At 42.9% G+C, this 22,673-nt stretch carries 25 protein-coding genes; 9 read left to right on the forward strand and 16 right to left on the reverse strand.

Annotation, left to right across the window (positions count from 1 at the left end; genetic code table 11):
• Window positions 1–42: 42 nt before the first annotated feature.
• The 3 genes from ACSBOP_RS16965 (at window position 43) to ACSBOP_RS16975 (ending at window position 2,903) form a co-directional block, all read left to right on the forward strand.
• On the forward strand, window positions 43–939 hold the full coding sequence (locus tag ACSBOP_RS16965) for an NAD(P)-dependent oxidoreductase (RefSeq protein ID WP_442601697.1): 897 nt from the start codon (window positions 43–45) through the stop codon (window positions 937–939).
• Window positions 940–1,296: 357 nt separating this feature from the next.
• Entirely contained in the window at window positions 1,297–1,629 is a 333-nt protein-coding gene (locus ACSBOP_RS16970; RefSeq protein ID WP_442601698.1) for a PadR family transcriptional regulator, read from the forward strand.
• The gene (locus ACSBOP_RS16975; RefSeq protein ID WP_442601699.1) at window positions 1,626–2,903 is read left to right on the forward strand and encodes an FtsW/RodA/SpoVE family cell cycle protein; all 1,278 of its coding nucleotides are present in this window, start codon (window positions 1,626–1,628) and stop codon (window positions 2,901–2,903) included. The genes ACSBOP_RS16970 and ACSBOP_RS16975 overlap by 4 nt, the downstream gene beginning before the upstream one ends.
• Window positions 2,904–2,971: 68 nt before the next feature.
• Here the strand turns inward: ACSBOP_RS16975 and tkt are convergent, their stop codons facing one another.
• From tkt to ACSBOP_RS16990, 3 genes are all read right to left on the reverse strand, one after another.
• A complete protein-coding gene (tkt, locus tag ACSBOP_RS16980) occupies window positions 2,972–4,993 on the reverse strand; it encodes a transketolase (RefSeq protein ID WP_442601700.1) in 2,022 nt (673 codons plus the stop codon).
• 237 nt (window positions 4,994–5,230) lie between these two features.
• Window positions 5,231–6,100: a formyltetrahydrofolate deformylase gene (gene purU / locus ACSBOP_RS16985; protein WP_442601701.1), complete on the reverse strand. Its 870-nt coding sequence runs from the start codon at window positions 6,098–6,100 to the stop codon at window positions 5,231–5,233.
• A 25-nt stretch (window positions 6,101–6,125) separates the two neighbouring features.
• Entirely contained in the window at window positions 6,126–7,247 is a 1,122-nt protein-coding gene (locus ACSBOP_RS16990) for a deoxyribonuclease IV (RefSeq protein WP_442601702.1), read from the reverse strand.
• 123 nt (window positions 7,248–7,370) lie between these two features.
• On the opposite strand from ACSBOP_RS16990, the gene ACSBOP_RS16995 reads away from it, so the two are divergent.
• Together ACSBOP_RS16995 and ACSBOP_RS17000 are read left to right on the forward strand one after the other, a co-directional pair.
• Window positions 7,371–7,814, forward strand: a complete 444-nt coding sequence (locus ACSBOP_RS16995; RefSeq protein WP_442604513.1) for a DUF2621 domain-containing protein — start codon at window positions 7,371–7,373, stop codon at window positions 7,812–7,814.
• Between the two features lie 149 nt (window positions 7,815–7,963).
• A complete protein-coding gene (locus ACSBOP_RS17000; protein WP_442601703.1) occupies window positions 7,964–9,310 on the forward strand; it encodes a dicarboxylate/amino acid:cation symporter in 1,347 nt (448 codons plus the stop codon).
• 457 nt (window positions 9,311–9,767) lie between these two features.
• On the opposite strand, the gene ACSBOP_RS17005 is transcribed toward ACSBOP_RS17000, so the two are convergent.
• A complete protein-coding gene (locus ACSBOP_RS17005; protein ID WP_442601704.1) occupies window positions 9,768–9,929 on the reverse strand; it encodes a hypothetical protein in 162 nt (53 codons plus the stop codon).
• A 183-nt stretch (window positions 9,930–10,112) separates the two neighbouring features.
• On the opposite strand from ACSBOP_RS17005, the gene sigI reads away from it, so the two are divergent.
• The 3 genes from sigI (at window position 10,113) to ACSBOP_RS17020 (ending at window position 13,366) form a co-directional block, all read left to right on the forward strand.
• Window positions 10,113–10,829, forward strand: a complete 717-nt coding sequence (sigI, locus tag ACSBOP_RS17010; RefSeq protein ID WP_442601705.1) for an RNA polymerase sigma-I factor — start codon at window positions 10,113–10,115, stop codon at window positions 10,827–10,829.
• 5 nt (window positions 10,830–10,834) lie between these two features.
• Window positions 10,835–11,890 (forward strand): anti-sigma-I factor RsgI family protein, encoded by a 1,056-nt coding sequence (locus ACSBOP_RS17015; RefSeq protein ID WP_442601706.1) that lies wholly within the window; start codon window positions 10,835–10,837, stop codon window positions 11,888–11,890.
• 96 nt (window positions 11,891–11,986) lie between these two features.
• Window positions 11,987–13,366 (forward strand): S-layer homology domain-containing protein, encoded by a 1,380-nt coding sequence (locus ACSBOP_RS17020; RefSeq protein ID WP_442601707.1) that lies wholly within the window; start codon window positions 11,987–11,989, stop codon window positions 13,364–13,366.
• Window positions 13,367–13,519: 153 nt separating this feature from the next.
• Here ACSBOP_RS17020 and ACSBOP_RS17025 read toward each other — a convergent pair whose 3' ends face one another.
• Window positions 13,520–14,446: a glycerophosphodiester phosphodiesterase gene (locus ACSBOP_RS17025; RefSeq protein ID WP_442601708.1), complete on the reverse strand. Its 927-nt coding sequence runs from the start codon at window positions 14,444–14,446 to the stop codon at window positions 13,520–13,522.
• Between the two features lie 168 nt (window positions 14,447–14,614).
• On the opposite strand from ACSBOP_RS17025, the gene ACSBOP_RS17030 reads away from it, so the two are divergent.
• The gene (locus ACSBOP_RS17030) at window positions 14,615–15,166 is read left to right on the forward strand and encodes a hypothetical protein (RefSeq protein WP_442601709.1); all 552 of its coding nucleotides are present in this window, start codon (window positions 14,615–14,617) and stop codon (window positions 15,164–15,166) included.
• An 81-nt stretch (window positions 15,167–15,247) separates the two neighbouring features.
• Here ACSBOP_RS17030 and ACSBOP_RS17035 read toward each other — a convergent pair whose 3' ends face one another.
• The 11 genes from ACSBOP_RS17035 to ACSBOP_RS17085 all read right to left on the reverse strand — a co-directional run bounded on the left by ACSBOP_RS17035 (window position 15,248) and on the right by ACSBOP_RS17085 (window position 22,665).
• Window positions 15,248–15,370, reverse strand: coding sequence for a hypothetical protein (locus ACSBOP_RS17035; RefSeq protein WP_442601710.1), 123 nt, complete (start codon window positions 15,368–15,370; stop codon window positions 15,248–15,250).
• A 10-nt stretch (window positions 15,371–15,380) separates the two neighbouring features.
• Complete coding sequence (locus ACSBOP_RS17040; RefSeq protein WP_442601711.1) at window positions 15,381–16,163, reverse strand: TatD family hydrolase; 783 nt, start codon at window positions 16,161–16,163, stop codon at window positions 15,381–15,383.
• 78 nt (window positions 16,164–16,241) lie between these two features.
• Entirely contained in the window at window positions 16,242–16,652 is a 411-nt protein-coding gene (locus ACSBOP_RS17045; protein WP_442601712.1) for a phage holin family protein, read from the reverse strand.
• A gap of 77 nt (window positions 16,653–16,729) precedes the next feature.
• The gene (locus ACSBOP_RS17050; RefSeq protein WP_442601714.1) at window positions 16,730–17,416 is read right to left on the reverse strand and encodes a peptidoglycan recognition protein family protein; all 687 of its coding nucleotides are present in this window, start codon (window positions 17,414–17,416) and stop codon (window positions 16,730–16,732) included.
• Between the two features lie 118 nt (window positions 17,417–17,534).
• Complete coding sequence (locus ACSBOP_RS17055) at window positions 17,535–18,671, reverse strand: hypothetical protein (protein WP_442601715.1); 1,137 nt, start codon at window positions 18,669–18,671, stop codon at window positions 17,535–17,537.
• Window positions 18,628–19,251 carry a putative phage tail protein gene (locus ACSBOP_RS17060; RefSeq protein ID WP_442601716.1) on the reverse strand — a complete coding sequence of 208 codons (624 nt, stop codon included), beginning with the start codon at window positions 19,249–19,251 and terminating at the stop codon, window positions 18,628–18,630. The genes ACSBOP_RS17055 and ACSBOP_RS17060 overlap by 44 nt, the downstream gene beginning before the upstream one ends.
• The gene (locus ACSBOP_RS17065) at window positions 19,248–20,300 is read right to left on the reverse strand and encodes a baseplate J/gp47 family protein (RefSeq protein ID WP_442601718.1); all 1,053 of its coding nucleotides are present in this window, start codon (window positions 20,298–20,300) and stop codon (window positions 19,248–19,250) included. The genes ACSBOP_RS17060 and ACSBOP_RS17065 overlap by 4 nt, the downstream gene beginning before the upstream one ends.
• Window positions 20,293–20,724 carry a DUF2634 domain-containing protein gene (locus ACSBOP_RS17070; RefSeq protein ID WP_442601719.1) on the reverse strand — a complete coding sequence of 144 codons (432 nt, stop codon included), beginning with the start codon at window positions 20,722–20,724 and terminating at the stop codon, window positions 20,293–20,295. Before ACSBOP_RS17070 ends, ACSBOP_RS17065 begins: the two co-directional genes overlap by 8 nt.
• Window positions 20,721–21,029, reverse strand: coding sequence for a DUF2577 family protein (locus ACSBOP_RS17075; RefSeq protein WP_442601720.1), 309 nt, complete (start codon window positions 21,027–21,029; stop codon window positions 20,721–20,723). The genes ACSBOP_RS17070 and ACSBOP_RS17075 overlap by 4 nt, the downstream gene beginning before the upstream one ends.
• Before the next feature lie 17 nt (window positions 21,030–21,046).
• Entirely contained in the window at window positions 21,047–22,033 is a 987-nt protein-coding gene (locus ACSBOP_RS17080) for an XkdQ/YqbQ family protein (protein WP_442601721.1), read from the reverse strand.
• Window positions 22,030–22,665: a LysM peptidoglycan-binding domain-containing protein gene (locus ACSBOP_RS17085; protein WP_442601722.1), complete on the reverse strand. Its 636-nt coding sequence runs from the start codon at window positions 22,663–22,665 to the stop codon at window positions 22,030–22,032. The genes ACSBOP_RS17080 and ACSBOP_RS17085 overlap by 4 nt, the downstream gene beginning before the upstream one ends.
• Window positions 22,666–22,673 lie beyond the last annotated feature (8 nt).

The raw sequence follows: 22,673 nt of genomic DNA on the forward strand, positions 1-22,673 counted from the left end.
CATATTCATTTTTCGTGATACAATATGTTGGGGTGATTAACGATGAAAAAAGTAGGATTTATTGGACTTGGTACAATGGGCAGACCAATGGCGCTTAATTTACTTGCCAAGGGATATGAAGTGATTGTATACAATCGAACAGCAAATAAAGCTGCTGAGTTAGAGGGGCATGGCGCAAGAATAGCCGAAACGCCAGCTGAAACTGCTTGTGCAGTAGATGTACTTATTACAATGCTTAGTGATGATACAGCACTGGAAAGTGTATTTTACGGAGAAAATGGCATTATGCAAGGTGTCCGTACGGGTCTTACGATCATTGATTCTTCTACGGTCGCACCTCAGACAAGCCGTCGTATCTATGCGGATCTTCAGGCAAAAGGTGTACAATTCCTAGATAGCCCTGTAACTGGAAGTAAGCCGGCTGCTGAAAGTGCAACCCTTACCTTCATGGTCGGTGGAGAGCGCGCAGCATTCGATGCTGTATACGATGTGTTCGCTGACTTGGGTAAAACGATTCTATACATGGGTCCATCAGGGGCTGGTTCCAATGCGAAGCTTGCACACAACACGATGGTTGGGATCAATCTCATTGGTCTAGCAGAAGGCTTGTCTATCGCGACTAAAGCAGGTCTTGATCCAGAGCAATTCTTGCAAATCGTAAACGCAGGCTCTGCAAATTCCAGACAAGCGGAACTTAAAGGCGCGAAGATCGTGAACCGTGACTTTTCGAACCAGTTCTCCCTTAAGTTGATGCTGAAGGATTTACTGCTTGCAAGCGAGCTAACTGGTCAATTCCAACTTCCGACTCCTCTGCTTCACGCGGCAACAAGCGTGTTCCAGATGGGACTAAGCAAAGGTCTTGGTGAAGACGATCTTTGTTCAGCTGTAAAGTGTTATGAGGATTGGATGGGGCAGGAGATTGAGAAGAAACACTCCTAATGTAGAATGACTACGGGTTTGTCTATGTCCTTCCATCGCTGTTGAAATCGTATTCCTTGATTAGGTTATAAGGCTGGAATACGATTTCAAAGGCGAGCGCTTCGCTTTTCAGGACATAGACAACCCTCCGTCTTTCCGAGGAAACCTTTCTTAACAATCTATCTGCTGAAAGTAGATAGAAGAGAGAGATTTAAATCCCCTTCTGGACGAAGATGAGGGATTTTTTTGTTTACTACCTTATTAATTTTCGGAATATTTAGTTGATTGTTAGGTGATTTATTTATATACTTATACCTAGATATTCGATGCATCGAAATATGAGGTCTATGAATACTCGTCATGAAGGAGGTTCCAACCATGCTCATTAACAAGGAGTTAATGAAAGGAAGTACCGTCATTCTTATTCTTAATCTACTAGAGAAGAAGCCGATGTACGGCTATGAGATGACCAAGGAGATGGAACGGTTATCAAATGGTATTTTCCAATTTAAAGAAGGCACACTCTACCCTATTCTCCACGCACTGGAAGCCGACAACTCGATTGAAGCCTATTGGGACGAGTCCGAAGGCCGCAAACGGAAATATTACAAACTCCTAGATCGAGGTCGCAAGCTATTAGGTGAAAAGAAGCAAGAGTGGCAAGTGTTCAGTTCCACTGTCAACCTCGTGCTCGGGGAGGGAAAAGTATGAGTAAGGAGTCAATTGAATCTTACTTGGATCAAGTGTGCCAGCACATCAAGGCGAAGGAACTGCATGGCGTTATTCGTCAGGAGCTTGAGGGGCATTATGCAGAGCTGACTCATGATTACATAGCAGACGGTCATACCGAGGAAGAAGCAGGAAAACTTGCTGTGAAACAGCTTGGCGACCCCGTCGATGTCGGAAAAGGATTTAACAAGGTGCACCGTCCGAAGACAGATTGGTGGCTTGTAGGGATGATCGGGGTGTTGGTTGGGTTTGCGGTGTTGATGATACTCTATACCTCTACTGAAAAATACTACATGATGTATGCCGCTCCTTATTACTTAAGATTTTTTTACTTATTTATTGGCATTTGTTTCATGCTTGGATGCATGTTTTTCGATTATCGTAAAATTAAAAAATACTCTTGGCACCTTTATATCGGGGCACTTTTATTGATTGTCTTCACGATTTATACAAAGGTTTCAATCAATGGATCACCCTATCTGCGGATAGGACCTTTCTCCATATCGGCATATACAATTGCATCTTATATGTTGTTAATTGGTTTATGTGGTATTGTACAGCATCCACTTCACAATCAAAAAATAAACAAGCTTGTTTTGCGATTAGCTGTCCTTATACCCTTTATATTTTTCTGGACTACACTTGATTTATCTCAGTATGGCATTTATTTAGTTGGATTACTAACGCTCCTATGGTTTGCCCCTAAAATGAAAGTCCTATTTGTAAGCATAATCGGCGTTCATCTCATCTTGCTTTGTATTCTATTTTTTATAAGAATGAATTACATCAAGAACCATTTGAACGTTCGCTGGTCTAACATAGATCCCTTAACTGCTAGTTCTCTTAAAAGCATTCGAGAATCCGGCATGTGGGGACATGGAGCAGGCGTTTTCAAACACAAGGTACCCGATATTTTTACAAATTTTATATTCACTTATTTCATACATGCAATAGGCTGGCTTGCTGGTGCAGTGCTTCTCGTCTTACTCCTGACCCTTGTTGTAAATCTATTCAAGATTAGTATCCGAACACGCGACTCCTACGGTAAATTACTTACTCTAACACTAAGCGCTTACCTCGGTGTTCAACTGCTCTACGGTCCACTTATGTCTCTTGGATTGATTCCACCTGCGGGGATTACAACTCCTATTCTTTCAGTTGGAGGACTGAATTTAATCCTCTCCCTCGCAACTTTTGGCCTGATTCTTGGTATCTATAGAAGGAAAGATCTCATCAACCCAATTATTGTAAAATAATGCAAAAAAGCTATCCCCTTTGTCATCGACGAGAGGATAGCTTTTTCTTTACTTTATTATTATCCTTCTTACAAAAGAGCCTTCACTCGCTCCGCGACATTCTCCGCTGTAAAACCGAATTCACGCAGCAGCACATCTCCCGGAGCGGATGCGCCAAAGGTCGAAATGCCAAGGATCGAACCTTGATCACCAACATAACGCTCCCATCCGAGTGGGAATGCCATCTCAACAGCAAGACGTTTCTTCACTTCAGGTAAAATGACCGAATCCTTATATGCCTGCGGCTGTTTCTCGAACAATTCCCAACTTGGCATCGACACGACGCGGATATGAATCCCCTGCTCAGCAAGCAGTTTCTGCGCCGCTACACCGTGCTGCACTTCAGAACCTGTTGCGAGGACGATCGCATGTGGTGTTGTACCGTCTGGTGCATCTGCTACCACGTATGCTCCTTTTTCCAAGTGCGTACGTGCATACTTCGCTGTACCTTCGAGATGAGGCAGATTTTGACGCGTCAGTACGAGCGCATAAGGTCCATCTGTGTGACTCAGCGCATAACGCCAAGCTTCTGTCGTTTCATTTGCATCAGCTGGACGAAGAACGGTAATACCAGGAATGACACGTAGCGCAGGCAGCTGCTCAATCGGCTCATGTGTCGGGCCATCTTCACCGACTCCAATGGAATCATGTGTCAGCACATAAATAACAGGCTGCTTCATCAACGCCGCTAACCGTATCGATGCACGTAAATAATCCGAGAATACGAAGAATGTCGCGCCATACACACGCAAACCACCGTGAAGACTCATCCCATTTAGTGCACATCCCATGCCAAACTCACGTACCCCAAACCAGAGGTTGCGCCCCGCATAGTCCACCGAGTGGAACACTGGAGCACCTTTAATTTCCGTATTATTCGATGCTGCTAAATCCGCGGAACCCCCGATCAGCATGGGCAGCTTAGGTGCAAGGGCATTAATCGCATTGCCTGAAGCAGCACGCGTAGCAATAGGCTTATCCTCTGGTGAATATGTCGGCAGTTCACGATCCCAGCCTTCTGGCAGTTCTCCCGCTACTGCCATTTGGAACTGCTGGGCAAGATCAGGATATGCCTTCGCATAATCCGAGAACATCCCTGTCCAAGCTTGCTCTGCCCTTACTCCCTGTTTCTTTATTTGTGCATAGTGCTCACGCACATCCTCCGGCACATGAAAGTCAGGCACATCTTCCCAACCATAGTAAGCTTTCGTTAACTTTGTCTCTTCTGCACCAAGTGGAGAACCGTGTGTACCGCCGTGGCCGCCTTTACCTGCTTTATTCGGCGAACCGTAACCAATAGTCGTCTTTACCTCAATGAGGGTAGGACGAGTCAGGTCCGACTTAGCTTCAGCGAGCGCAGATGAGATAGCTTCCAGGTCGTTCTGACCTTCTACTCGAAGTACCTGCCAACCGTACGCTTCATAGCGCTTGGCTACATTTTCAGAAAATGCCATGTTCAGTTCGCCATCGAGTGAAATGTCGTTCGAGTCATAAAGCATGATCAGCTTAGCGAGCTTCAAATGACCTGCAAGTGATACTGCCTCGGAAGATACACCCTCCATCATATCGCCATCGCCGCAAAGCACATATGTATAATGATTGATCACATCGAATTGATCTCGGTTATATGTAGCACCTAAATGCGCTTCAGCCATCGCCATCCCGACCGCCATACCAATCCCTTGCCCAAGCGGTCCAGTCGTTGCATCGACACCCGCTGTGTGCCCAAACTCAGGATGACCTGGAGTCCGAGAGCCCCATTGGCGGAAGTTTTTCAAATCATCGATGGTTACATCGTATCCGCAAAGATGCAGCAAGCTATATAACAGCATCGATCCATGCCCAGCAGATAGAACAAATCGATCCCGATCCACCCAATTCGGATTTGCAGGATTATGCTTCATGTGCTGAGCCCATAGGACGTATGCCATCGGAGCAGCACCCATCACAATGCCCGGATGCCCGGAATTCGCTTTCTCAATGGCGTCAATTCCGAGCGTACGAATCGTATCAACCGCCCGCTTTTCCAAAGTTTTTGTTGATGCAGTCATGAAAAATTAACCCCCTAATCAAATTAAACTACTTCTTTCATAAACAGATTATTTTGACTATTCTATCATTTACTTTCGCACTTTGCCACTTCAACTCGATAAAACATACAAAATTTTAATTTTATACATACAGAACTATTCTTCGCTTGGGTAGTCCCCTTTTATTCCAGCTTGAAGATATAAACATAAAAAATCGCAGAGCATCTTCGCCCTGCGATTCTATCTAACCTTCTATTTTTAATTAAAAACGACTGTTTTGTTCCCATGTACCAAGATTCGGTCTTCGACATGCCATGACACAGCACGTGCAAGCACGGTACGTTCAATTGTGCGACCGATTCGCTTCAAATCATCCACATTATCACGGTGACTCACACGCTGCACATCCTGCTCAATAATCGGGCCGCCATCCAGCTCTTCCGTCACATAGTGAGCCGTAGCCCCGATAAGCTTTACGCCGCGATTATGCGCTTGCGCATACGGTTTACCTCCAATAAAGGCAGGTAAGAACGAATGATGAATATTGATAATCCGTTTGTCGTAATGCTCGATGAACTTTGGAGCAATAATCTGCATATAACGTGCCAAGATAACCAAGTCCACTTTGCCGTCCATCAATTCAAGATGCTTACGTTCTGCTTCTGGCTTCGTCTCAGGAGTTACGGGGACATGATGATAGGGAATGCCGAATGGCTCAACAAGCTCACGCATATCGTTGTGATTCGAGATGACCATCGCAATATCAGCGTCCAGATCGCCTGCACGCCAGTGCCATAGCAATTCGAGTAGACAGTGATCTTCCTTCGAAACGAGGATCGCCAAACGCTTCTTGCGACTAGCTAGAGAAAGACTCCACTGCATCTGAAAAGGCTTCGCCACTTGCTCGGAGAAATCATTTTTCAGCTTCTCCAAGTGATCCTCCAAATGCGGCAAGTCAAATTCCACACGAATGAAAAACATGCCCCCTACGGGGTCCATCGTGTATTGATCAGACTGTACGATATTGGCTTGATGCTCGTACAAAAATTTGGATACCGCAGCTACGATCCCAGGTTGATCCGGGCATGAGATGAGCATGCGCGCTCTATTTTGTAAATTGGATTGCATTGTTCATTTCTCCTAACTTGTGTGCTTACTTCAGTAGCTGTTTACCTGCAAACCATCCAATTAGACGCTGATTAATTTGTTCTTCTGTCAATTCGCTGAAAATGCGCTGCTCGATAACCCAATCATACAAGCGTTCCATCGGTTCACGAGGGTCCGCTTTCTTCGCTTTTGCATCGGTTTTGAGCAATTCCCAAACTTGAAGTACGTAGTTACGAGGATCAAATTCCTCTTTTTCCGCATAGAAAGCTAGCTTTTCGATATCGGACATGAAGTTGCCGCCATAACGGCTTTCCAAATTACCGCTTAACAACGCAATTTCCGTCTCGTACATCGGACGCTGGGTCTTGGCATCTTTTCCGATCCAAGGTGTTTCCAGAATCATAGGCAGATGACGCAATTTCTCGTGATTGACGATACGCTGCATCGCTTCTGTACCAATCCAGCCTGAACCAATCGGTGTATGACGGTCTTTACCTGCGCCGCGAGGATTCTTGGAATCGTTCAAGTGAAGAACGGCTATCTTGTCTAATCCTACAACACGGTCAAAATGATCCAGCACCCCATCAAGATCATTCACTAAATCATACCCTGCATCATGCACGTGACAGGTATCAAAGCAGACCGTGAGCTTTTCATTATATTGTACTTTGTCCATAATGCCGGCAAGCTCTTCAAAGCTTCTGCCAATTTCCGTCCCTTTACCCGCCATTGTCTCAAGTGCAATATTAACATTCGTGTCTTTACAGCCTTCTAACACCTCGTTCAGACCTTCGGCAATACGCGCAACGCCATACTCCGCATCTTTGTCCGTATATGCACCAGGGTGAAGCACAATGTTGCCTACGCCAAGATAATCGGTGCGACGAATTTCTTGCTGCAGGAATGAAGTCCCGAGTTCGTACGTATTGTCTTTATAGGAACCCAAATTTACAATATACGGCGCGTGAACGATAATCTCGTTCATGCCTGCTTGCGCCATGACAGCGCGGCCTTCTTCAACGAATTGTTCTTCAATTGGCTTACGGCGCGTGTTCTGTGGCGCACCTGTGTAGATCATAAATGTAGAGGAGCCGTATGATACTGCCTCTTTCGCTGCATTCAGCAGCCCTTTATCTGAAAAAGAAACATGCGATCCGATTTTCGGCATAAAAAAACCACCTTTGTGTATCTTTTTATTGTCTAACTTCACACAATTGTACCTTGAAATGCATCAGAAATCTAGGAATCGAATTATGAATGCGTTATAATGTAGGGTAGAGGTGAAATGGATATGCAGGGAGACGTTAATACAGGTTTCATGTGGATGATCTTCTTCTGGTTATTTATTATGGTAGGCTTCATGGCAATCGGTGGATTCTTCATGTTCCGCAAGTTCCTCAAGGTACTACCAAAAGAAGATGGTAAATCCAAGCTGGATTGGCAAAATCATTACGTCGAAAACTCTCGACACTTATGGACAGATGACTCTAAACAATTTTTGGATAAGCTAGTCTCTCCGGTGCCAGCTCCTTTTCGCGATATTGCCCGACATTCGATTGCTGCTAAGATCGGTGAGGTTGCACTCAATGAAAAAGCTTCCGAAGTCACGCAAGAACATTGTGTCCAAGGATACATTCTAGCCACTCCAAAACAAGACTATGCGAGTCTCAAACGATTCCTGACCAGGGAAAATATTGATTACAGCAATTACAACCATTTACTAAACGCCAAATAACCCGTGATGCTCGCCTGAGCAGCCGGGTTATTTTTTTACATAAATAACTATTGACAAGAATCTAATTTCATAATAAATTTAATTCCAACAAAACAACTTGGTATTAACGGGATTAAAGTTTCATACACCCATTAAAGGAGGAATTCTACATGTATTGGGCAAGCTGGGTTACTGCAATCGTTCTCCTCGCACTCCTATATGTACTAGGCAGGTATAAAGTAAGTTTCGGTATTCGCGTATTGGCCGCGATGATTCTCGGAGTGGCAGTCGGGGCTATTTTCCAAAAAGATGCATTGGATATCGCGCTCTTTGGTACGGTATATATTAGCTTAATCAAAATGATCGTTATTCCACTCGTCGTAACCGCCATTATCTCTTCTATTACTACCCTAACCGATCCGGGGCAGTTAAAAAGCGTTGGAGCTAAAACAATAGGTTTGTTCATTGGTACAACTGCAATTGCCGCAATATTCGGTCTAATTACAGCAAAAATCTTCAATGTCGGCTCTGGATTCCCGCTAGAGAAAGTAGCAGACTTTAAAGCGAGAGAAGTTCCGAAGTTCTTGCAAATTATTACGGACAACATTCCGTCAAATCCTATTGCTGAAATGTCTACGGGCAAAATCATTCCGGTCATTATCTTTGCAATCTTCATCGCGGTTGCGATTATCGTGGAAGGTCACAGAAAGCCTGAAGTGGTGAAACCTTTTAAAGACTTTATCAATTCGTTCAAAGCCATCATGTTCCGTGTAACGAAGTTCGTGATCAAATTAACACCTTATGGCGTATTCGGACTTATGACAGCAATGGCTGCCAAATATGGTCTGGATTCCTTAACAAAGCTTGGTCCGGTTATCTTGGCTGTGTACTTGGCAGCAATCCTTCAAATGGTTATCACGAACGGTGGACTTGTCTTGTTCGCTGCAAAAGTAAATCCAATTCGCTTCTTCCGTAAAGCTTATCCGGTCATCGCTGTTGCCTTTACAACACGCAGCTCGTATGCAACACTTCCGGTTAACTTAGAAACGATTACCAAACGGATTCGTGTATCCGACCGTATCGCATCGTTCGTCGCTCCGCTTGGGGCAACCATTAACATGAACGGCTGCGGCGGGTTGTATCCAGCAATCGTCGCTGTGTTTGTCGCCAATGTGTATGGTGTGGAGTTAACGTTCTATCACTATGCGATCATCGTCGGTGCAGCAGCCATCTCCTCTATCGGTACAGCGGGTGTTCCTGGTCCAGCATCGATCTCGACGACAGTCGTACTCGGAGCAGCAGGTCTTCCAATCGAAGGTATGGCAATGGTACTTGGTATCGATGCAATCCTCGATATGGCTCGTACAGCTGTTAACGCAACAGGCACAACGGTATCTTCCCTTGTGGTTGCGGTATCAGAGAAAGAGTTCGACCGCGATGGCTTCAATCATGGAGTGGATGAAGAGTTAGAAAATTACGGTACGCCTGCTGGTAAAGACGAAGTTGTGAGAGCGTAGTTGTTGCTTAACTCCGCTGTACGGACACAATGTTCTTTCAATCGCTGTTGTTCTCGAATTTCTTTATTAGGTTTTAAAATGGTTTGAAATTCGATCACAAAGGCGACCGCTGTCGCTTTTCCAGAATCATTGTGTCCGCTCCGCTCAGAGGTTAGTGCAGCATTTGGTATGTAGTAAGTAAAATAAGGAAATCCCCAATGTCGGGTTCAATTGGACATTGGGGATTTCCTTTTTTCTTTCGGTGCCAAAGCGAAGTGAGTAAAATGTTCCACACTATCAATCCGCTCGGAGCGGAGCGAATAAAACGATTCTGGAAAAGCGTAGCGGTCGCCTTTGTGATCGAGTTTCACCCATTTAAACCACCATTCAGGAAACTCGAGAACAACAGCGATTGGAAGAACGTTTTATTCGCGCAGCGGATGATTGAAGGAACGTTTTATTCGCGCAGCGGATTCGGTTATTCGAAAGTTGCTTCCTGATCTTCTTCATTGGCTCCACAAGCGTCTACCGCAGATTTCGGTTGCGGCTGTCCATCTGCCATATGATCTCCAAATTGATCAAGACGTGATGGATTACTAGCTGGTCCATCATTATCTGGTTTACTATTTCTTCCTGTCATGTACCAATCACCTCCATGTGTATCGTTACCAAAAAACGGATATTCATACAGGGTTAAGCATCCACTTTTTATGGCAATTCAGTTTGATATAGAATAAATTCCCATATTTACATGTGAATAAATTACTTGTATGATTCAGCTTATTGATTGAAGTCGTCTCGAAATAGGAAGTGATTGCTTACGATGAATAATTCGATACAAGATATCTTACAGCGATCCCGAGACGGGGATCACGCTGAACGTGAACAGCTCATTCACCAATACCGTCCCTTTATTATCCGAACCGTTAGTCATGTATGCAAACGTCAAATCGGATGGAACGATGATGAAGCGAGCATTGGTTTGATTGCTTTTAACGAGTCCATTGATCGATATAACCCGAATCATGATAAATCCTTTGACAATTTTGCCTATATGATTATTCGTAACCGCCTGATTGATGAGTTCCGCAAGAATGGTAAAATTTCACAAACAGAACACTTGATGTGGGAGAGTCATGACGAATTTGAATCAACGACGCATGAAATATCCAGTTCTTTAGAGGTCTACGAACGGGAACAATCGGCGACGGATTTAGCACACGAATTAATTACATACGACGAGATTTTACAGGATTACGGCATACTTCTGGAGGAATTGGAAGCATGCTCCCCCACCCATCGGGATACAAGGGAACGACTCATTGAAATCGCCAAACACTTTCATGAACAACCCACTTTAATGGCTTATTTAGAAAGAACAAAACATCTTCCCATTAAAGAAATGATGCCATATGTAGGAGTAAGTAAAAAAACATTAGAGAGAAACCGTAAATATTTAATTGCCCTGATACTAATATTTAGCTGCGATGAATTTATTCATATCCGCAGTACCGTTTCTTTCATAGGGAAAGGAGAGTGATAATAATGCAAGGCGTAGTTTTTAAAATAACCGACAATCGAATCGTAGTCCTGTGTGATGATGGGAAGTTCCGCAATCTCCCTCACTCTCCTGTGATGCCCGCATTAGGAGAAAAGATTACCCTTCCAGAGCTGCCACTCGCAAATGAGAAACAAACAAAGGTCTGGAAAATAAATAAACGGTGGATGGCAGTCGCGTCGTTTCTACTTTTGGTCAGCCTAACATTGATCTTGAATTTAACCCTACTATCTACACCGACAGTTGCCATGGTCGCAATAGATATCAATCCGAGTATCGAGCTTTTTGTTGATAGTAAAGGAAAAGTGAATAAAGCTTCCCTCATGAATGAAGATGCCAAGTGGATGATTTCGGAAAAGGAATTAAAAGGAAAAGAATTCTATGAGGCTATACAAATCATTATTTCAAAAGCAAAGGAACAAGGCTATCTTGACTTGGAAACGGACAAGAAGTTTGTTTTGATGTCCATTGTGGATACAGGGAAAGCATCCTTTCAGGTCGATCCCAATAAGGTAACACCGGAAGAAAACGATGTTCAATTGGAGCTTTACTACACGGATCAACAGCAGCAAGAAAAAGCCAAAGAGGCTGGTTTGACGTTGAACAAATATATTGTCTACGAGCAGGCTAAACAAATGGGCGTTGAGATTCAATTAGAGGAGCTTCGCACCCATTCCGTTGTTTCATCGTTAAACCAAGCCGGGGTAGATCCGCAGCTCTTTTTCAAAAAAGAAAAAAAATCGAATCGCGAAGAACCTAAGGAAAAGAAAGAACATAAGGAACCAAAAGAACAGGCGCATACACCTGAGAAAAATGTGAAACATGAAGAAGTAAAACCTGCTTCGAAAAAATCAGGAGATCGGTTCGAGGATTCCAATCATAAAAACAAAGACGAGAAAGAGAAAGAAGTTAAAGAAAAAGATAAAGCGCATAAGAACGAGGAAAAAGATAAAGACCCGAGAAACGACAATGAAAAGAATCAAGGTACGAGCAAAGGGGATAAAGACAGGGACCATAAAGATAAAGATAAGGGTAAAGATTAATCTTTTTTAAAAAAAATGTTCGACGACCCCCTAAAAACGAATGTGTGCGACGTAATAATCCATGTACACAAACTTTTCTTAGAGAGGAACGATAACATGAAGAAATTAAGAAATACCCTTAGCTTGCTGCTTATTGCTTGCCTGATGTTCGCGTCTGCCGGACAAATTTTGGCGGCTACCGAAGTGAAGCCTACGGTTACACCGGATGGCCGGATCCAGATTGTTCTGGATTTTAATGATATGAAGGATGCAGAGTGGGCCGCAACTTACATAGGCAAAATGAAATCGAAAAACGTCCTTGCCGGATTTGAAGATGGGTCCTTCCGTCCCAATCAACCCGTAACCCGCGTTCAGGCCATCGTTACAGCTGTACGATTAATGGGTCTGGATAATGAAGCGAAGGCGAAATCGCTGGATACCAAGCTTCATTTTAAGGATGCAGCAGTAATCGATAATCAATTTAAATGGGCAAAAGGCTATATTCTTGTCGCTCTAGAAAAAGGACTTTTCGATGCTACCGAAGAAAATATGCAACCTGACAAGCCTGCAAGCCGTGTATGGGTTTCCAGCCTTTTGGTGAAATCCCTTGGTTTTCAAGCTGAAGCTCTTCAAAAAATGACTACCATTCCCGACTTTACCGATGCAAACCAAATTCCTGCAGGAGCACTTGGTTACATTAATGTCGCTGTCGACCATGATATTATCAGTGGTTACCCGAACGGAACCTTTAAACCGAACAATAATGTTACCCGTGCAGAGATGGCTGTATTGTTAGATCGGACCAACGATGGCTTGCTTGAAAATTCCGGAGCAATTAAGGTTAGCGGGAAAATCACAGCCATTCAATTTAATACCGATGCCACAAATCAATCTGCTAATGGCCAGATCACGATAAAAACCTTTAACGGCGATACTTTAACTTACATGATTGCATCGAACTTATTGGTACAATATCATCAGAAATTTGTCCATGCCGATCAACTTATCGTAAACGATACAGTAAACCTCACTGTTAAAGATAACACGGTAAATGAAGCTGCTCTATTTAACAAAGAGGACGTAAAAGAAACAGTATCCGGTATCAGCGAATTTGATGCAAAAATCGAGTATGGAAAGCATTCCGAATATAAGCTGAAATATAAAAATAAAGGCAACAAGGTTGAAGCGCAAATAGAGAACCAAACAGAGAATGGAAAAGAAAAGGTAAAAGATGCTCAAGCTGTAAAAACAGTTGAAAATCTGCTTCAAAAAGCCGCCCTTTCCGATAAAATGAGCAAAGAAGAAGTTACAAACAAAATTTTAGCTGCATTAAACGTTGACAAGAACAAAGTGCAAGAATTAGAGCTCAAAATCAAATTTGCCAATGGCAAAGAGTTGAAAATTGAGATCGATCATGAGAAAGAACATGGTAACCATAAGGAACATGATAATGACGATAAAAATCATAACGATCATGATGACCATAAAAAGAAATAATCCTTTACAATCAACCTTCGAAAAGCACATCTAACACGATTGGGGCAATGTCCCCCTCCGCTTTGCACTCCGATTTCATTAAAAAGCACCTTCCGTGAACCGTATTCATACGATTCGTGGGAGGTGCTTTTCCTCATAGTTGAACTTATCTTCTTACTTTAAACCCATTTCAGTAATCACTTCTTTTAACAAATCCGGACGGTTCGTCATAACACCATCTGCACCAAGCTCGATCAATTTTTTCATCGTTGGCTTATCGTCAATGGTCCAGTAATGCACTTGCATGTTCAGGCGATGTGCATTCTCGATGATACGTTTAGTGCTAAGGTCAAAGCCACTATCCGCTGTTGGGATTTGCAGCACTTGTGAGCTTGGACGATAAAAACCTGGCAGGAATATTTTATTCGCGATAACGAACTTAATCACTTCTGCTTTACCCGCTCCGAGTGGCACTCGATCTCCAGATAATGCAGAGAATTTCTGTACGATACCATTGTCAAAAGAGTTCATAATCACTTTATCTTCGAGGTGGTATTTTCGAATCAGATCCCAAAGCTTCTGTTCGATCTCGGAAGGCTTCCCAATGGGATAGCTGTCCTTAATCTCTACGTTAAAATGATACTTACTGCCGTACTTCGCGAACACTTCCTCTAGTGTCGGAATGTAAGCCCCTTTTCCACGGTAGCTGTATTCGCCTTTCAAATCTTTGAACTGGTAGCCTGCATCCAGCTTTTGCAGCTCTGATAGTGTATACGAATCTACCCTACCCTTGCCGTTCGTTGTGCGGTCCACCGTTGCGTCATGAATCGTCACCAAGTGGCCGTCTTTGGTCATATGAATATCTGTCTCTAGCACATCAACATTCAGAGAGTCGGCAACATCAAATGCTGGCATTGTGTTGGATGGTGCCAGCAGCTCACCGCCTTGGTGCGCGATGTTCAGTGGCTTTTTCAGACCGACAAAGACATCCTTCTGCTTCGGAACGAAGCCGTAATACATCACAGTATGAGCAGCAATGATGACAATAATAAGGCCAAGAATGGAGTAAAGCATAATCCGCTTGCGTGAAATTGGAGCCATATTGACCCTCCTGATTGATTTAGTCACTTTCTATCCATATATAGCATAGCGAAGGGAAGGTGGAAAGCAAAGAAGATTTTACAACTGATGAGATAAGAATCACCTTGTAACTACGGACAGATGACCAGTATATAATAATCCATCTGTTAGAGGGAGGTTTTATTTGAAATGTATAATGGATTGAACGGTTATCAACGTCACCACTGCGGTCATCCAGTATTAGATCAAATATTGGTGAAGTGGCCTGAGGAACAAAGAAATACGGTTTATTTGTTAATCAATAAATACGGTTTACCACATGATGCATGCATGACAAAAATTACGTGGTATAACAATTATCCTTGGAAGCGGACGACTGTTCATCTTCATACAGTACCACATAACTCCCCGACTCCCCATCTTGATTATTTAGAACAAACCATTGATTATAGAGTTCCTGTTCAATATTTTGATGCCATAGCACAGTTTGACGGCAGCTTATATCCGGACCGTACGGCTGGTGAAGCTTCAGCTAAATGCGATCAAGAAGCGGCGAATTTTATGGCTATAAACTTGATGAACGACATCGTAACTGGCAAGCGGACTGTAGAAGATGCACGTCGTGCTGCAGCTGAAATTGAAAAAGCTTTTCGATTGCATGGTCAATATTCACCCTACACCACAGAATTCCTATTCCCACAGCAATCTCATACAGCTGACCCCGATGTCGCCGTTTTCTAAGTGATATATCAATAAGTGCTATGAATATTAAAAAAAGAGGTAGATTGTATCGTAGAAAACGATATGGTCTACCTCTATCATTTATGAAAACAAATCATGCTGATTGTGATCATAATGCGGCGCAATATCCCAACCGTCTATAAACCACTGGTACTCTATCTTAATCTCTTTATTCGTTTCTTTCGTCCCCTCTGTATAGCTCATAAGAATGGCGTCACTTAATGCTGTACAGCCTTGCCGTATTACTCCGAATGTGCTGCACCGTTTCTTCTAAAGATAGTCCCTTAATAGCTGCCAAATGTTCAGCAACAGCATGAATCATCCGCGGATGCGTCATCTGACCTTGGAAGGGTCCTTCGAAAGGCCAAGGGCCATCTGTCTCAACCAACATGCGGTCTACACGTACATCCTTAGCAAGCTGCTGAATCTCTTCTTCATATGCAATGTCCGGTGTAAAAGAAATATAATAACCATTACGCATCATTCGCTCCACGGTTGCTCGACTCCCCTTAAACCAGTGGAAGTGCGCGCGGTTGACGTTATATTTTTCAAGTAAATCACAGGCAATATCTACGTCTTCGTATACGGCATGCAGAATAATTGGCTTATCCAGCTTAGCAGCGAGCGCAACGAACATTTCGAGTAGATCGATATAAGATTGAAGGTTAAAGGGCAGTCCCTTCTCCTCTGCCTCTTGTCGCATGTAATAGGGAAGTCCGACTTCACCGATTGCGATCATTTCATCTTGGTGCTCTTCGATCCATGCTACAAGTTGCTGAAACTCGGAATCGGATGGAAGTGCTTGTTCAGGATGAAAGCCATATGCGGGATGGACAGATTTAGGATGGGAGAGATGAAGCTTGTGATTCGCAATACAGGATGATAGTTGCATGGATACTGCGATGGCGCTGTCGATGTTGTATTTTGAAAGGCTGGATAGGATCTGTTCCTGCTCTTCTTGGTTATATAAATCTAGATGGATATGTGAGTCGATCATGCGGGTCAGCTCCTTAGACAGTTTCTTCTAAGTTAGCACTCAAGAACGAATCTAACAACTACAGATAGAAGCTCCATATTAACTTCTTGCTTGTCTGTCATCGTTATTTCGTTTTAGAGCAGTGATCATATCTTTTACTTGTGGAGGTAACGGGAGACCTAGTCTACCGTAATTCTCAATGATGGAGACAAGTTCATTAGCAAGATAGAAGTAAATCGCTCCTGTCATGATAAAACCGGAGTTCATCAGAACGTCCATACGATGTGCTAATAAGATGGCTACAAACATAAAGACTTTTTTGACAGAACCTTTAAAGCCTACTGCACTGGATATGCCCTTGCCTTCTTTCATAGATGCAGCAACGCCTGAGACAATGTCGATAAGCATGGCAATTACTAAGAAACTTAGCAGCTCGCTCCAGCCACCGAATGCATAGGTGATGATTGTGCCGAATGTGCCAACTGCAAAGTTTAATGTGGTTTGGTTCATAGGGTTGCTCCTTTCCATAAGAAAAGAGCGCTACTTCCGAGCGCCCTTTCATTATTTATCAATATATTGTTAGTTCTCTAGACGGCTACACCTTTACCTCGTGCATACATAATCGTGTTCAGCCATGCTAATTCAGATTGTGTCAGCTTGCGTGTGTATGCTTTCTCCGCCCAGTTATAATCGTTAATCTCACCTGCACGGTATAGCCCGTCCAGCGCATCACCTAGCTGTTTCCACTGCCAATCATGTTCAAGTTGCAAAGGACGCCCCTCCTTTTGTAAATTGTTCTCAACTTTTGCGATAAATCGCTTCCAACCTGTCCAATTGCCGCCGTCATACATCAATCTCGGACAAATTTTACCAGACCAGTCATAGTGTCGTCGCAATCTGTCTACACCCCAACTTCGTTCACTAAGTAGCTTAACGACAAGTTCAGCTGCATTATCCAGTGATTTTTTATAATTACCACTCTCGCATATCTCAATGCCGATAGACCTCATATTTCCGTCTCCATTACCATCTCCTGCATGCCAGCCTACTTCATCCAAAGGTAAACACTCAATAGCTTCGTGTTCATCTACAACTATGTGGTAAGATGCTGTACGGTTGTTTGTTGGATTTGTTAGCCATGAACGCTCATTCTTAGCAGTAGATGTTGGATTACCAGTATTATGGATTGTTATAAATTGCGGCATCATAGTGATACAGGGACGACGGTTATTGGATGTCCTTAATGGTAAATGATTAACAATATAATCAACCATGTTCTCACATTCTTTCTTTTCAATCATCTAAAAAGTGTTATTTATTAATATGCAAGCATAAATACGATAAATATTTACCAACTTTCTTGTCATATAACGTCTTTTTTCTAAAATTTTTTTATCCAATTGCAAACCAATCAATTGTTAGTTTATTAAAATAAACATCATTATTATGGTAATTAGACATTTGAATACTTACCGATGCATCAAACCCATTATCTTTAAATGTTGTAGATGAACCAACTGAACCTTGACGAATAGAACCAAAAGAATCATTAGTACCTAAAGTCGAACCACGATTTGAAAATAACTCACCATTAGTAGACAGACCATATAAATAACCTCTGTCGGTATTTACATAATAAAATACCTGTTTTGGTTTAAATGATAAATTAACAATAGAAAAAAAATCACTATATCCACTTGTATAGTTAAAATTAATTGGACCACGAGTTCCTGATGCGTATCTCAATGTACTACCTATAGCAGGAAAATTATTTACCTTATTAATTAAGTCTAATAAAGCTTCTGTACCAGATGACCCTATCCCCTTACCATTCAATAAAGATGCAAGTGTATTTTTATCTGATTGCAAAATAGTCACTAATTGAGCAATTGTATCAGTTGACGTAGCTGGACGACCAATAGAATCAACTAATACTTGTTTGTTAATTGAACCATTTACTAGTCCTTTTTCTGTTGCAATAGTATATCCTTGCAACACTTCATTAGCTGTTGCAGTACCATACTCACCCCCTTCACCCTGTAAGATAAAAGCCGATGAACCATCATAAGTAACAGTATAAACTCCATCCTTTTTAAAGGTCGCTGCATTACCGTTCGATTTCTTAACTGTCTTTGCACCTAATCCATTTGGATTAATAGTTGGGTTAACACCACTATCAACATGTGATTTAAATCTAAATGTCATTCCAGCCGTAATTGAAGTTGGTGGAGGATTTAATGTAATAGTATACGCAGTTGCTGTTCCGTCTGAAACTGCAAAGCCAACATGCTTCACATAATCTGCCAAATGTGAACTATATTCTGTTTCCTTAATAGCACCAACATCCTCAGCCTGTAAAAAAACATCACCAGTTTTACTGTTTACTGATTTTACCACATTTGCAATCTTGCCTCTTATTTCTCCCAATGCACCATCAATCTTGTTCATATTTTCATTATTTACATTGATGTCATAATTTTCATTTTCAATCGGTTTTTGTAGTCCTAAATTTGGAGTTTGATTTGGCATTTTTAATTGCCCCCTCTCTAATTTGATTATGAGTAAACTTCGTTAAATAGGCATGTGTCTTGCTTTTCAATTCCGCATGAGTAACAAACCTGAACCTGTAACCTATATTCAAATGAGCAGGAATGATCTCCCGCATTGCCTTCATTAAATCTTCCATATTAGTAGGCTTTCCGTATTTCCCGATAAATTCAATCTGGATAGTGTTAGTTGAAAAATCTTCTTTCACAGCAACTTCACCGTACTCGTAAGACTCCGCCACATTCTTAATTAGTTCTACATTCACGGTTCCAACACCACGTAGTTTGGATTTTACAACAGATCTACGTTGATCGAGCGGTTTGCTCAAATCGCTTTGGATACCTATGAATTGTTCCCAATATGCAAGTCCCCATGTAGCAGTATCAATAAAGAATTGGCAGAACGTCTCATTCGTTACTTCTTGCAAATCCCCCATTTGATCTGCTATTGAATTGTTCAAACCACGAGTAACTGGCGATGCAATAATAAAATCGGGAAGCATAGAGTTAAGTCTTACATGCACTACATCACGTGGTTTCTCATTTAATGGACTGGATCTCATTGAACTGTCACCATCCCTACTACACCTACGCCCTCATTTGGAATGAATATATTCGTGGTTCCTCCATTCAATGTGAGGTTGGTATAATCAATCACATTCGGTGCATCTAATACGACATTTGCAATTTGAGAATAACGTACCGTATTATCTTTGAAAGCTAATTTTTCAAGATAACTCTTAATCCGCTGCTCAATGTCTTGTTTGACAGTTGCTAGATTTGCTTCGCTATTTACTATTACTTTCACACTAATGTTTACGTCTGTTTCCACTGCTGGTACTACCGTTACTTGCGCACCGATAGGTCGAACAGACTCGATGTATTCTACAGCTGCACTTACCACAGCTGCAGATGGGGCACTCTTCTGCTCACTTAAAAGTACAACCTTGACTGTAAGAGGTCCATTCCAGACTGGGAATACCTTAGCATCACCGATACCAGGGACTTCACGTGCCCATTGCAGATAATGACTGATATTTCCACTAGTAGCCGGATTACGCACCTTAGATAACAGACGTGTTAATAGTGAGTCATCAGCTTCTGTATCGACCCCTCCCTCCATTGGCTCATCATGATTTACTTGCAAAATACCCGACCATATAATAGGCACATTTGTAATTATTCCAGCTGGCACATTACCTTCTATTCCTGCTTTTAACGCCTCAATTACTGCTGTAATTGTTCCATCAGCACCAATGATTACATCATCATTCGTTCGGAATAAAGTCCCGTTCTTTGTTGAAAAAAAAGTCCCTGCCTCAATCTTAGTACCTACAGGTCCAGTGATTTTAAGTAAGCCATGTGCTTTAGTCGCCACCTTCCTAATAACACCAAACTCTTCTGCTCTTCGATCTAAGTATTCTCCTGTTGTTGTCTGAGCAAATCCTAATCGCAAGACGCGATCCAGTTGGCTATACGCAAGTGCTATCTCAATGGCAACAGGCGATAAGCTGTCGTAAACGAAAGTCCCTTCCTGCTTAGCAACTCCTGGTGTCTTCACGCCATCAAGAAGCTTTACTAGCAGCGCTTCATAACTTTGATTCTCAAACATTCATACTCACCTCCCCATATACCGTCACCAATTGAAAGCTTATATTCAGCACGTCTTTGGTAAAAGAGACCTGAACCCCCGCCACATCCTTAATATATGGATTGACGAGCAATGCCTCCCGAAGATATCGCTCCGCCTCAGTCTGCTGCAATTGTGAAGAAGACAACGTACTGCCCATTAATCGATCAAACTCTACACCAAAATTCCAGCTGTAGGCTAGATAGCGATAACGCTCTGTTTTAAGTGCCTTATACGCCCATACCATCAACGCTTCATTGCCCTCAAGGACGACAGGTCGACCATTGTGCATGACAAAATCATTCTTTTCAAAATCCCAAGCATATTCCTTAAACATTGCTAAATCCTTCTCCACCGTATCCACTGCTTCCACAGCCGTATCGATAAAAGGAAAAATCCCACTCACATTCCCACCACCTTACATAACACCACATAGCGCTGAAAATCTGCCGTCGGCATGACAGCCACGGTATCCCCGACTTCGAGCGGCTTCGCTAGTGTCACTTCATCAAACTTCCCAACCGCCTGACCGCTTACCCGACTGTGAGTCAGATGCTCAGCAACCAGCAGAAAGGGGCGCGTGAGCAATAAATCTCCAAGCTTAATCTTCATCTCAGGCTCTAATGCCATCACTTCTCCATGCAAAAGAGAAGGCGGATTGTGCTTCGCACCCTGCTCACGAATTAGATCAATTAACCAAGACATCGACATTGCGTATTCCCCTTTCTCTATGCATCATGTTCATCCATCACATTCTTGTAATTTAGTTCTAGGCTGATCGTGTGATGCCCATTCTGGAACGTATGTGTATCCCGATCAATATAAAAAAGACCGGTTATCCCGGTCACTTCCTCTTTAATCCGCACCGCATTACCTGCGATCAGATCATATTTATCCTGCCCGCCGATCAGCTCCACACTTGCCGTTCGATCTACACCGTGAAGAATTGCCTCTGCCATAGCTTTCGGGTCTTTGCCTTCTTCCTTCTGGTAGACGGTCTGCAGTAAGCCGTAATTCTTCATCCAATCGTTATTACGAACTTGATCCACCGTGTTGCCTTTATCATCCGTAATGATTACGGTATTGACCATCGCATTCATATCTTCGGCGTAATTCGCTTCTGTCAGATCTGCGCTTGCGGTGAGTTCAACTTTAGCAAGCGTGCTGCCTTTTTCCACCACATCAAGAGCACCTTTATTCATCCGTGGGATGTACAGCTTACCGTTTTGTTTCGATGCTGCCGTATAACTGGTCATGATCGCTTCATAGCCTGACTTCCCACCGCTGCTGTCTTGATTCGCGAAGGTCTGAGGGATCCCCGTCGCTGCTATTGTACCTGCTTGAACACCTAGCTCTGCACAGACTGCAGCCGTTACCTTCTCTGGTGTCATGTTCTGGAACAATCTCGGTAGCTTAGATTTCGTTAAGTAAATTAAGCCGTCGAAGGCAGTAACACTGAGTTCTGAACCGGTTAACGATCTTCCTTTTTGAAAAATGTACCCCTGCCACAGCTCCTCACCCTCATCCGTCTGCAGCATCAGCTTCTCACCCAGCTCAATTGCGACCTTAGGTAAATAATGATCATGGCTAGATACGGTAATCGTAATATCCATCTTGCGTGCGACTTCCACAACGTCCCCGCTCCAAGTGATGCTCTGGACAAGCTGTGAGATATCGTTGGTCTTGCCTGCCCGATTCACATGGACAATCTTCATAATACCAACACCTTCCCAGGAGGCAGCTGGTTCTCATCCACGATTCCGTTCTTCTCCATCAGCTTATCTTTCTTCGACGTGTCGCCGTATTGACTCTTCGCTATGGTCAGCAGCGTATCACCCGCACGGACGGTGTAAGTTTTGTTAGGTTCTTTTTCCGTGGGACGAGTGTCCCCGACTATTTTTTTCAGAAGCGCATTAGATGCACTCTCCGTTGCCTTGAAATTAAGGAATCTGTACTCTTTCAGCTCTAGGCTGTAATAAATGTCTTGCGGTCCGTGCTTCTGTGAGTAGTTAAACGATTCAATCGCCATCGCTTCATTAATCGTAAGGCTGTCGCCTGTAATGATTAAGCGAATAGGACGACCGCTGTCCCGCCATTTTTCAATCATCTCTACACACTTCTGTGGCTTGGGAAAATCCCTGTATTGACATAGACCGTCATCTTGAATTGGAAAATAGGACGCCAGCGATATTGCCTTCAACCTACGCTTTCCAATAAGGTTAATCTCACCGACATCATTTAAATTCACTGTTGTATTCGTGCTACCCGTCTGCATCTCAAAACTGCTCGGAGGGACAGGAAGGCGAAGCTTCTCTTCACCATTATTAAAAGAAAGCCAAAACTCCATCACTATCG

The sequence above is a fragment of the Paenibacillus sp. KN14-4R genome (genome assembly GCF_052180255.1).
GTDB lineage: Bacteria > Bacillota > Bacilli > Paenibacillales > NBRC-103111 > Paenibacillus_AM.

Coding starts and splice junctions, on each gene's coding strand:
- ACSBOP_RS16965 (WP_442601697.1), top strand. CDS start 43: ATGAAAAAAGTAGGATTTATTGGACTTGGTACAATGGGCAGACCAATG.
- ACSBOP_RS16970 (WP_442601698.1), top strand. CDS start 1,297: ATGCTCATTAACAAGGAGTTAATGAAAGGAAGTACCGTCATTCTTATT.
- ACSBOP_RS16975 (WP_442601699.1), top strand. CDS start 1,626: ATGAGTAAGGAGTCAATTGAATCTTACTTGGATCAAGTGTGCCAGCAC.
- tkt (WP_442601700.1), bottom strand. CDS start 4,993: ATGACTGCATCAACAAAAACTTTGGAAAAGCGGGCGGTTGATACGATT.
- purU (WP_442601701.1), bottom strand. CDS start 6,100: ATGCAATCCAATTTACAAAATAGAGCGCGCATGCTCATCTCATGCCCG.
- ACSBOP_RS16990 (WP_442601702.1), bottom strand. CDS start 7,247: ATGCCGAAAATCGGATCGCATGTTTCTTTTTCAGATAAAGGGCTGCTG.
- ACSBOP_RS16995 (WP_442604513.1), top strand. CDS start 7,371: ATGCAGGGAGACGTTAATACAGGTTTCATGTGGATGATCTTCTTCTGG.
- ACSBOP_RS17000 (WP_442601703.1), top strand. CDS start 7,964: ATGTATTGGGCAAGCTGGGTTACTGCAATCGTTCTCCTCGCACTCCTA.
- ACSBOP_RS17005 (WP_442601704.1), bottom strand. CDS start 9,929: ATGACAGGAAGAAATAGTAAACCAGATAATGATGGACCAGCTAGTAAT.
- sigI (WP_442601705.1), top strand. CDS start 10,113: ATGAATAATTCGATACAAGATATCTTACAGCGATCCCGAGACGGGGAT.
- ACSBOP_RS17015 (WP_442601706.1), top strand. CDS start 10,835: ATGCAAGGCGTAGTTTTTAAAATAACCGACAATCGAATCGTAGTCCTG.
- ACSBOP_RS17020 (WP_442601707.1), top strand. CDS start 11,987: ATGAAGAAATTAAGAAATACCCTTAGCTTGCTGCTTATTGCTTGCCTG.
- ACSBOP_RS17025 (WP_442601708.1), bottom strand. CDS start 14,446: ATGGCTCCAATTTCACGCAAGCGGATTATGCTTTACTCCATTCTTGGC.
- ACSBOP_RS17030 (WP_442601709.1), top strand. CDS start 14,615: ATGTATAATGGATTGAACGGTTATCAACGTCACCACTGCGGTCATCCA.
- ACSBOP_RS17035 (WP_442601710.1), bottom strand. CDS start 15,370: ATGAGCTATACAGAGGGGACGAAAGAAACGAATAAAGAGATTAAGATA.
- ACSBOP_RS17040 (WP_442601711.1), bottom strand. CDS start 16,163: ATGATCGACTCACATATCCATCTAGATTTATATAACCAAGAAGAGCAG.
- ACSBOP_RS17045 (WP_442601712.1), bottom strand. CDS start 16,652: ATGAACCAAACCACATTAAACTTTGCAGTTGGCACATTCGGCACAATC.
- ACSBOP_RS17050 (WP_442601714.1), bottom strand. CDS start 17,416: ATGGTTGATTATATTGTTAATCATTTACCATTAAGGACATCCAATAAC.
- ACSBOP_RS17055 (WP_442601715.1), bottom strand. CDS start 18,671: ATGCCAAATCAAACTCCAAATTTAGGACTACAAAAACCGATTGAAAAT.
- ACSBOP_RS17060 (WP_442601716.1), bottom strand. CDS start 19,251: ATGAGATCCAGTCCATTAAATGAGAAACCACGTGATGTAGTGCATGTA.
- ACSBOP_RS17065 (WP_442601718.1), bottom strand. CDS start 20,300: ATGTTTGAGAATCAAAGTTATGAAGCGCTGCTAGTAAAGCTTCTTGAT.
- ACSBOP_RS17075 (WP_442601720.1), bottom strand. CDS start 21,029: ATGTCGATGTCTTGGTTAATTGATCTAATTCGTGAGCAGGGTGCGAAG.
- ACSBOP_RS17080 (WP_442601721.1), bottom strand. CDS start 22,033: ATGAAGATTGTCCATGTGAATCGGGCAGGCAAGACCAACGATATCTCA.
- ACSBOP_RS17085 (WP_442601722.1), bottom strand. CDS start 22,665: ATGGAGTTTTGGCTTTCTTTTAATAATGGTGAAGAGAAGCTTCGCCTT.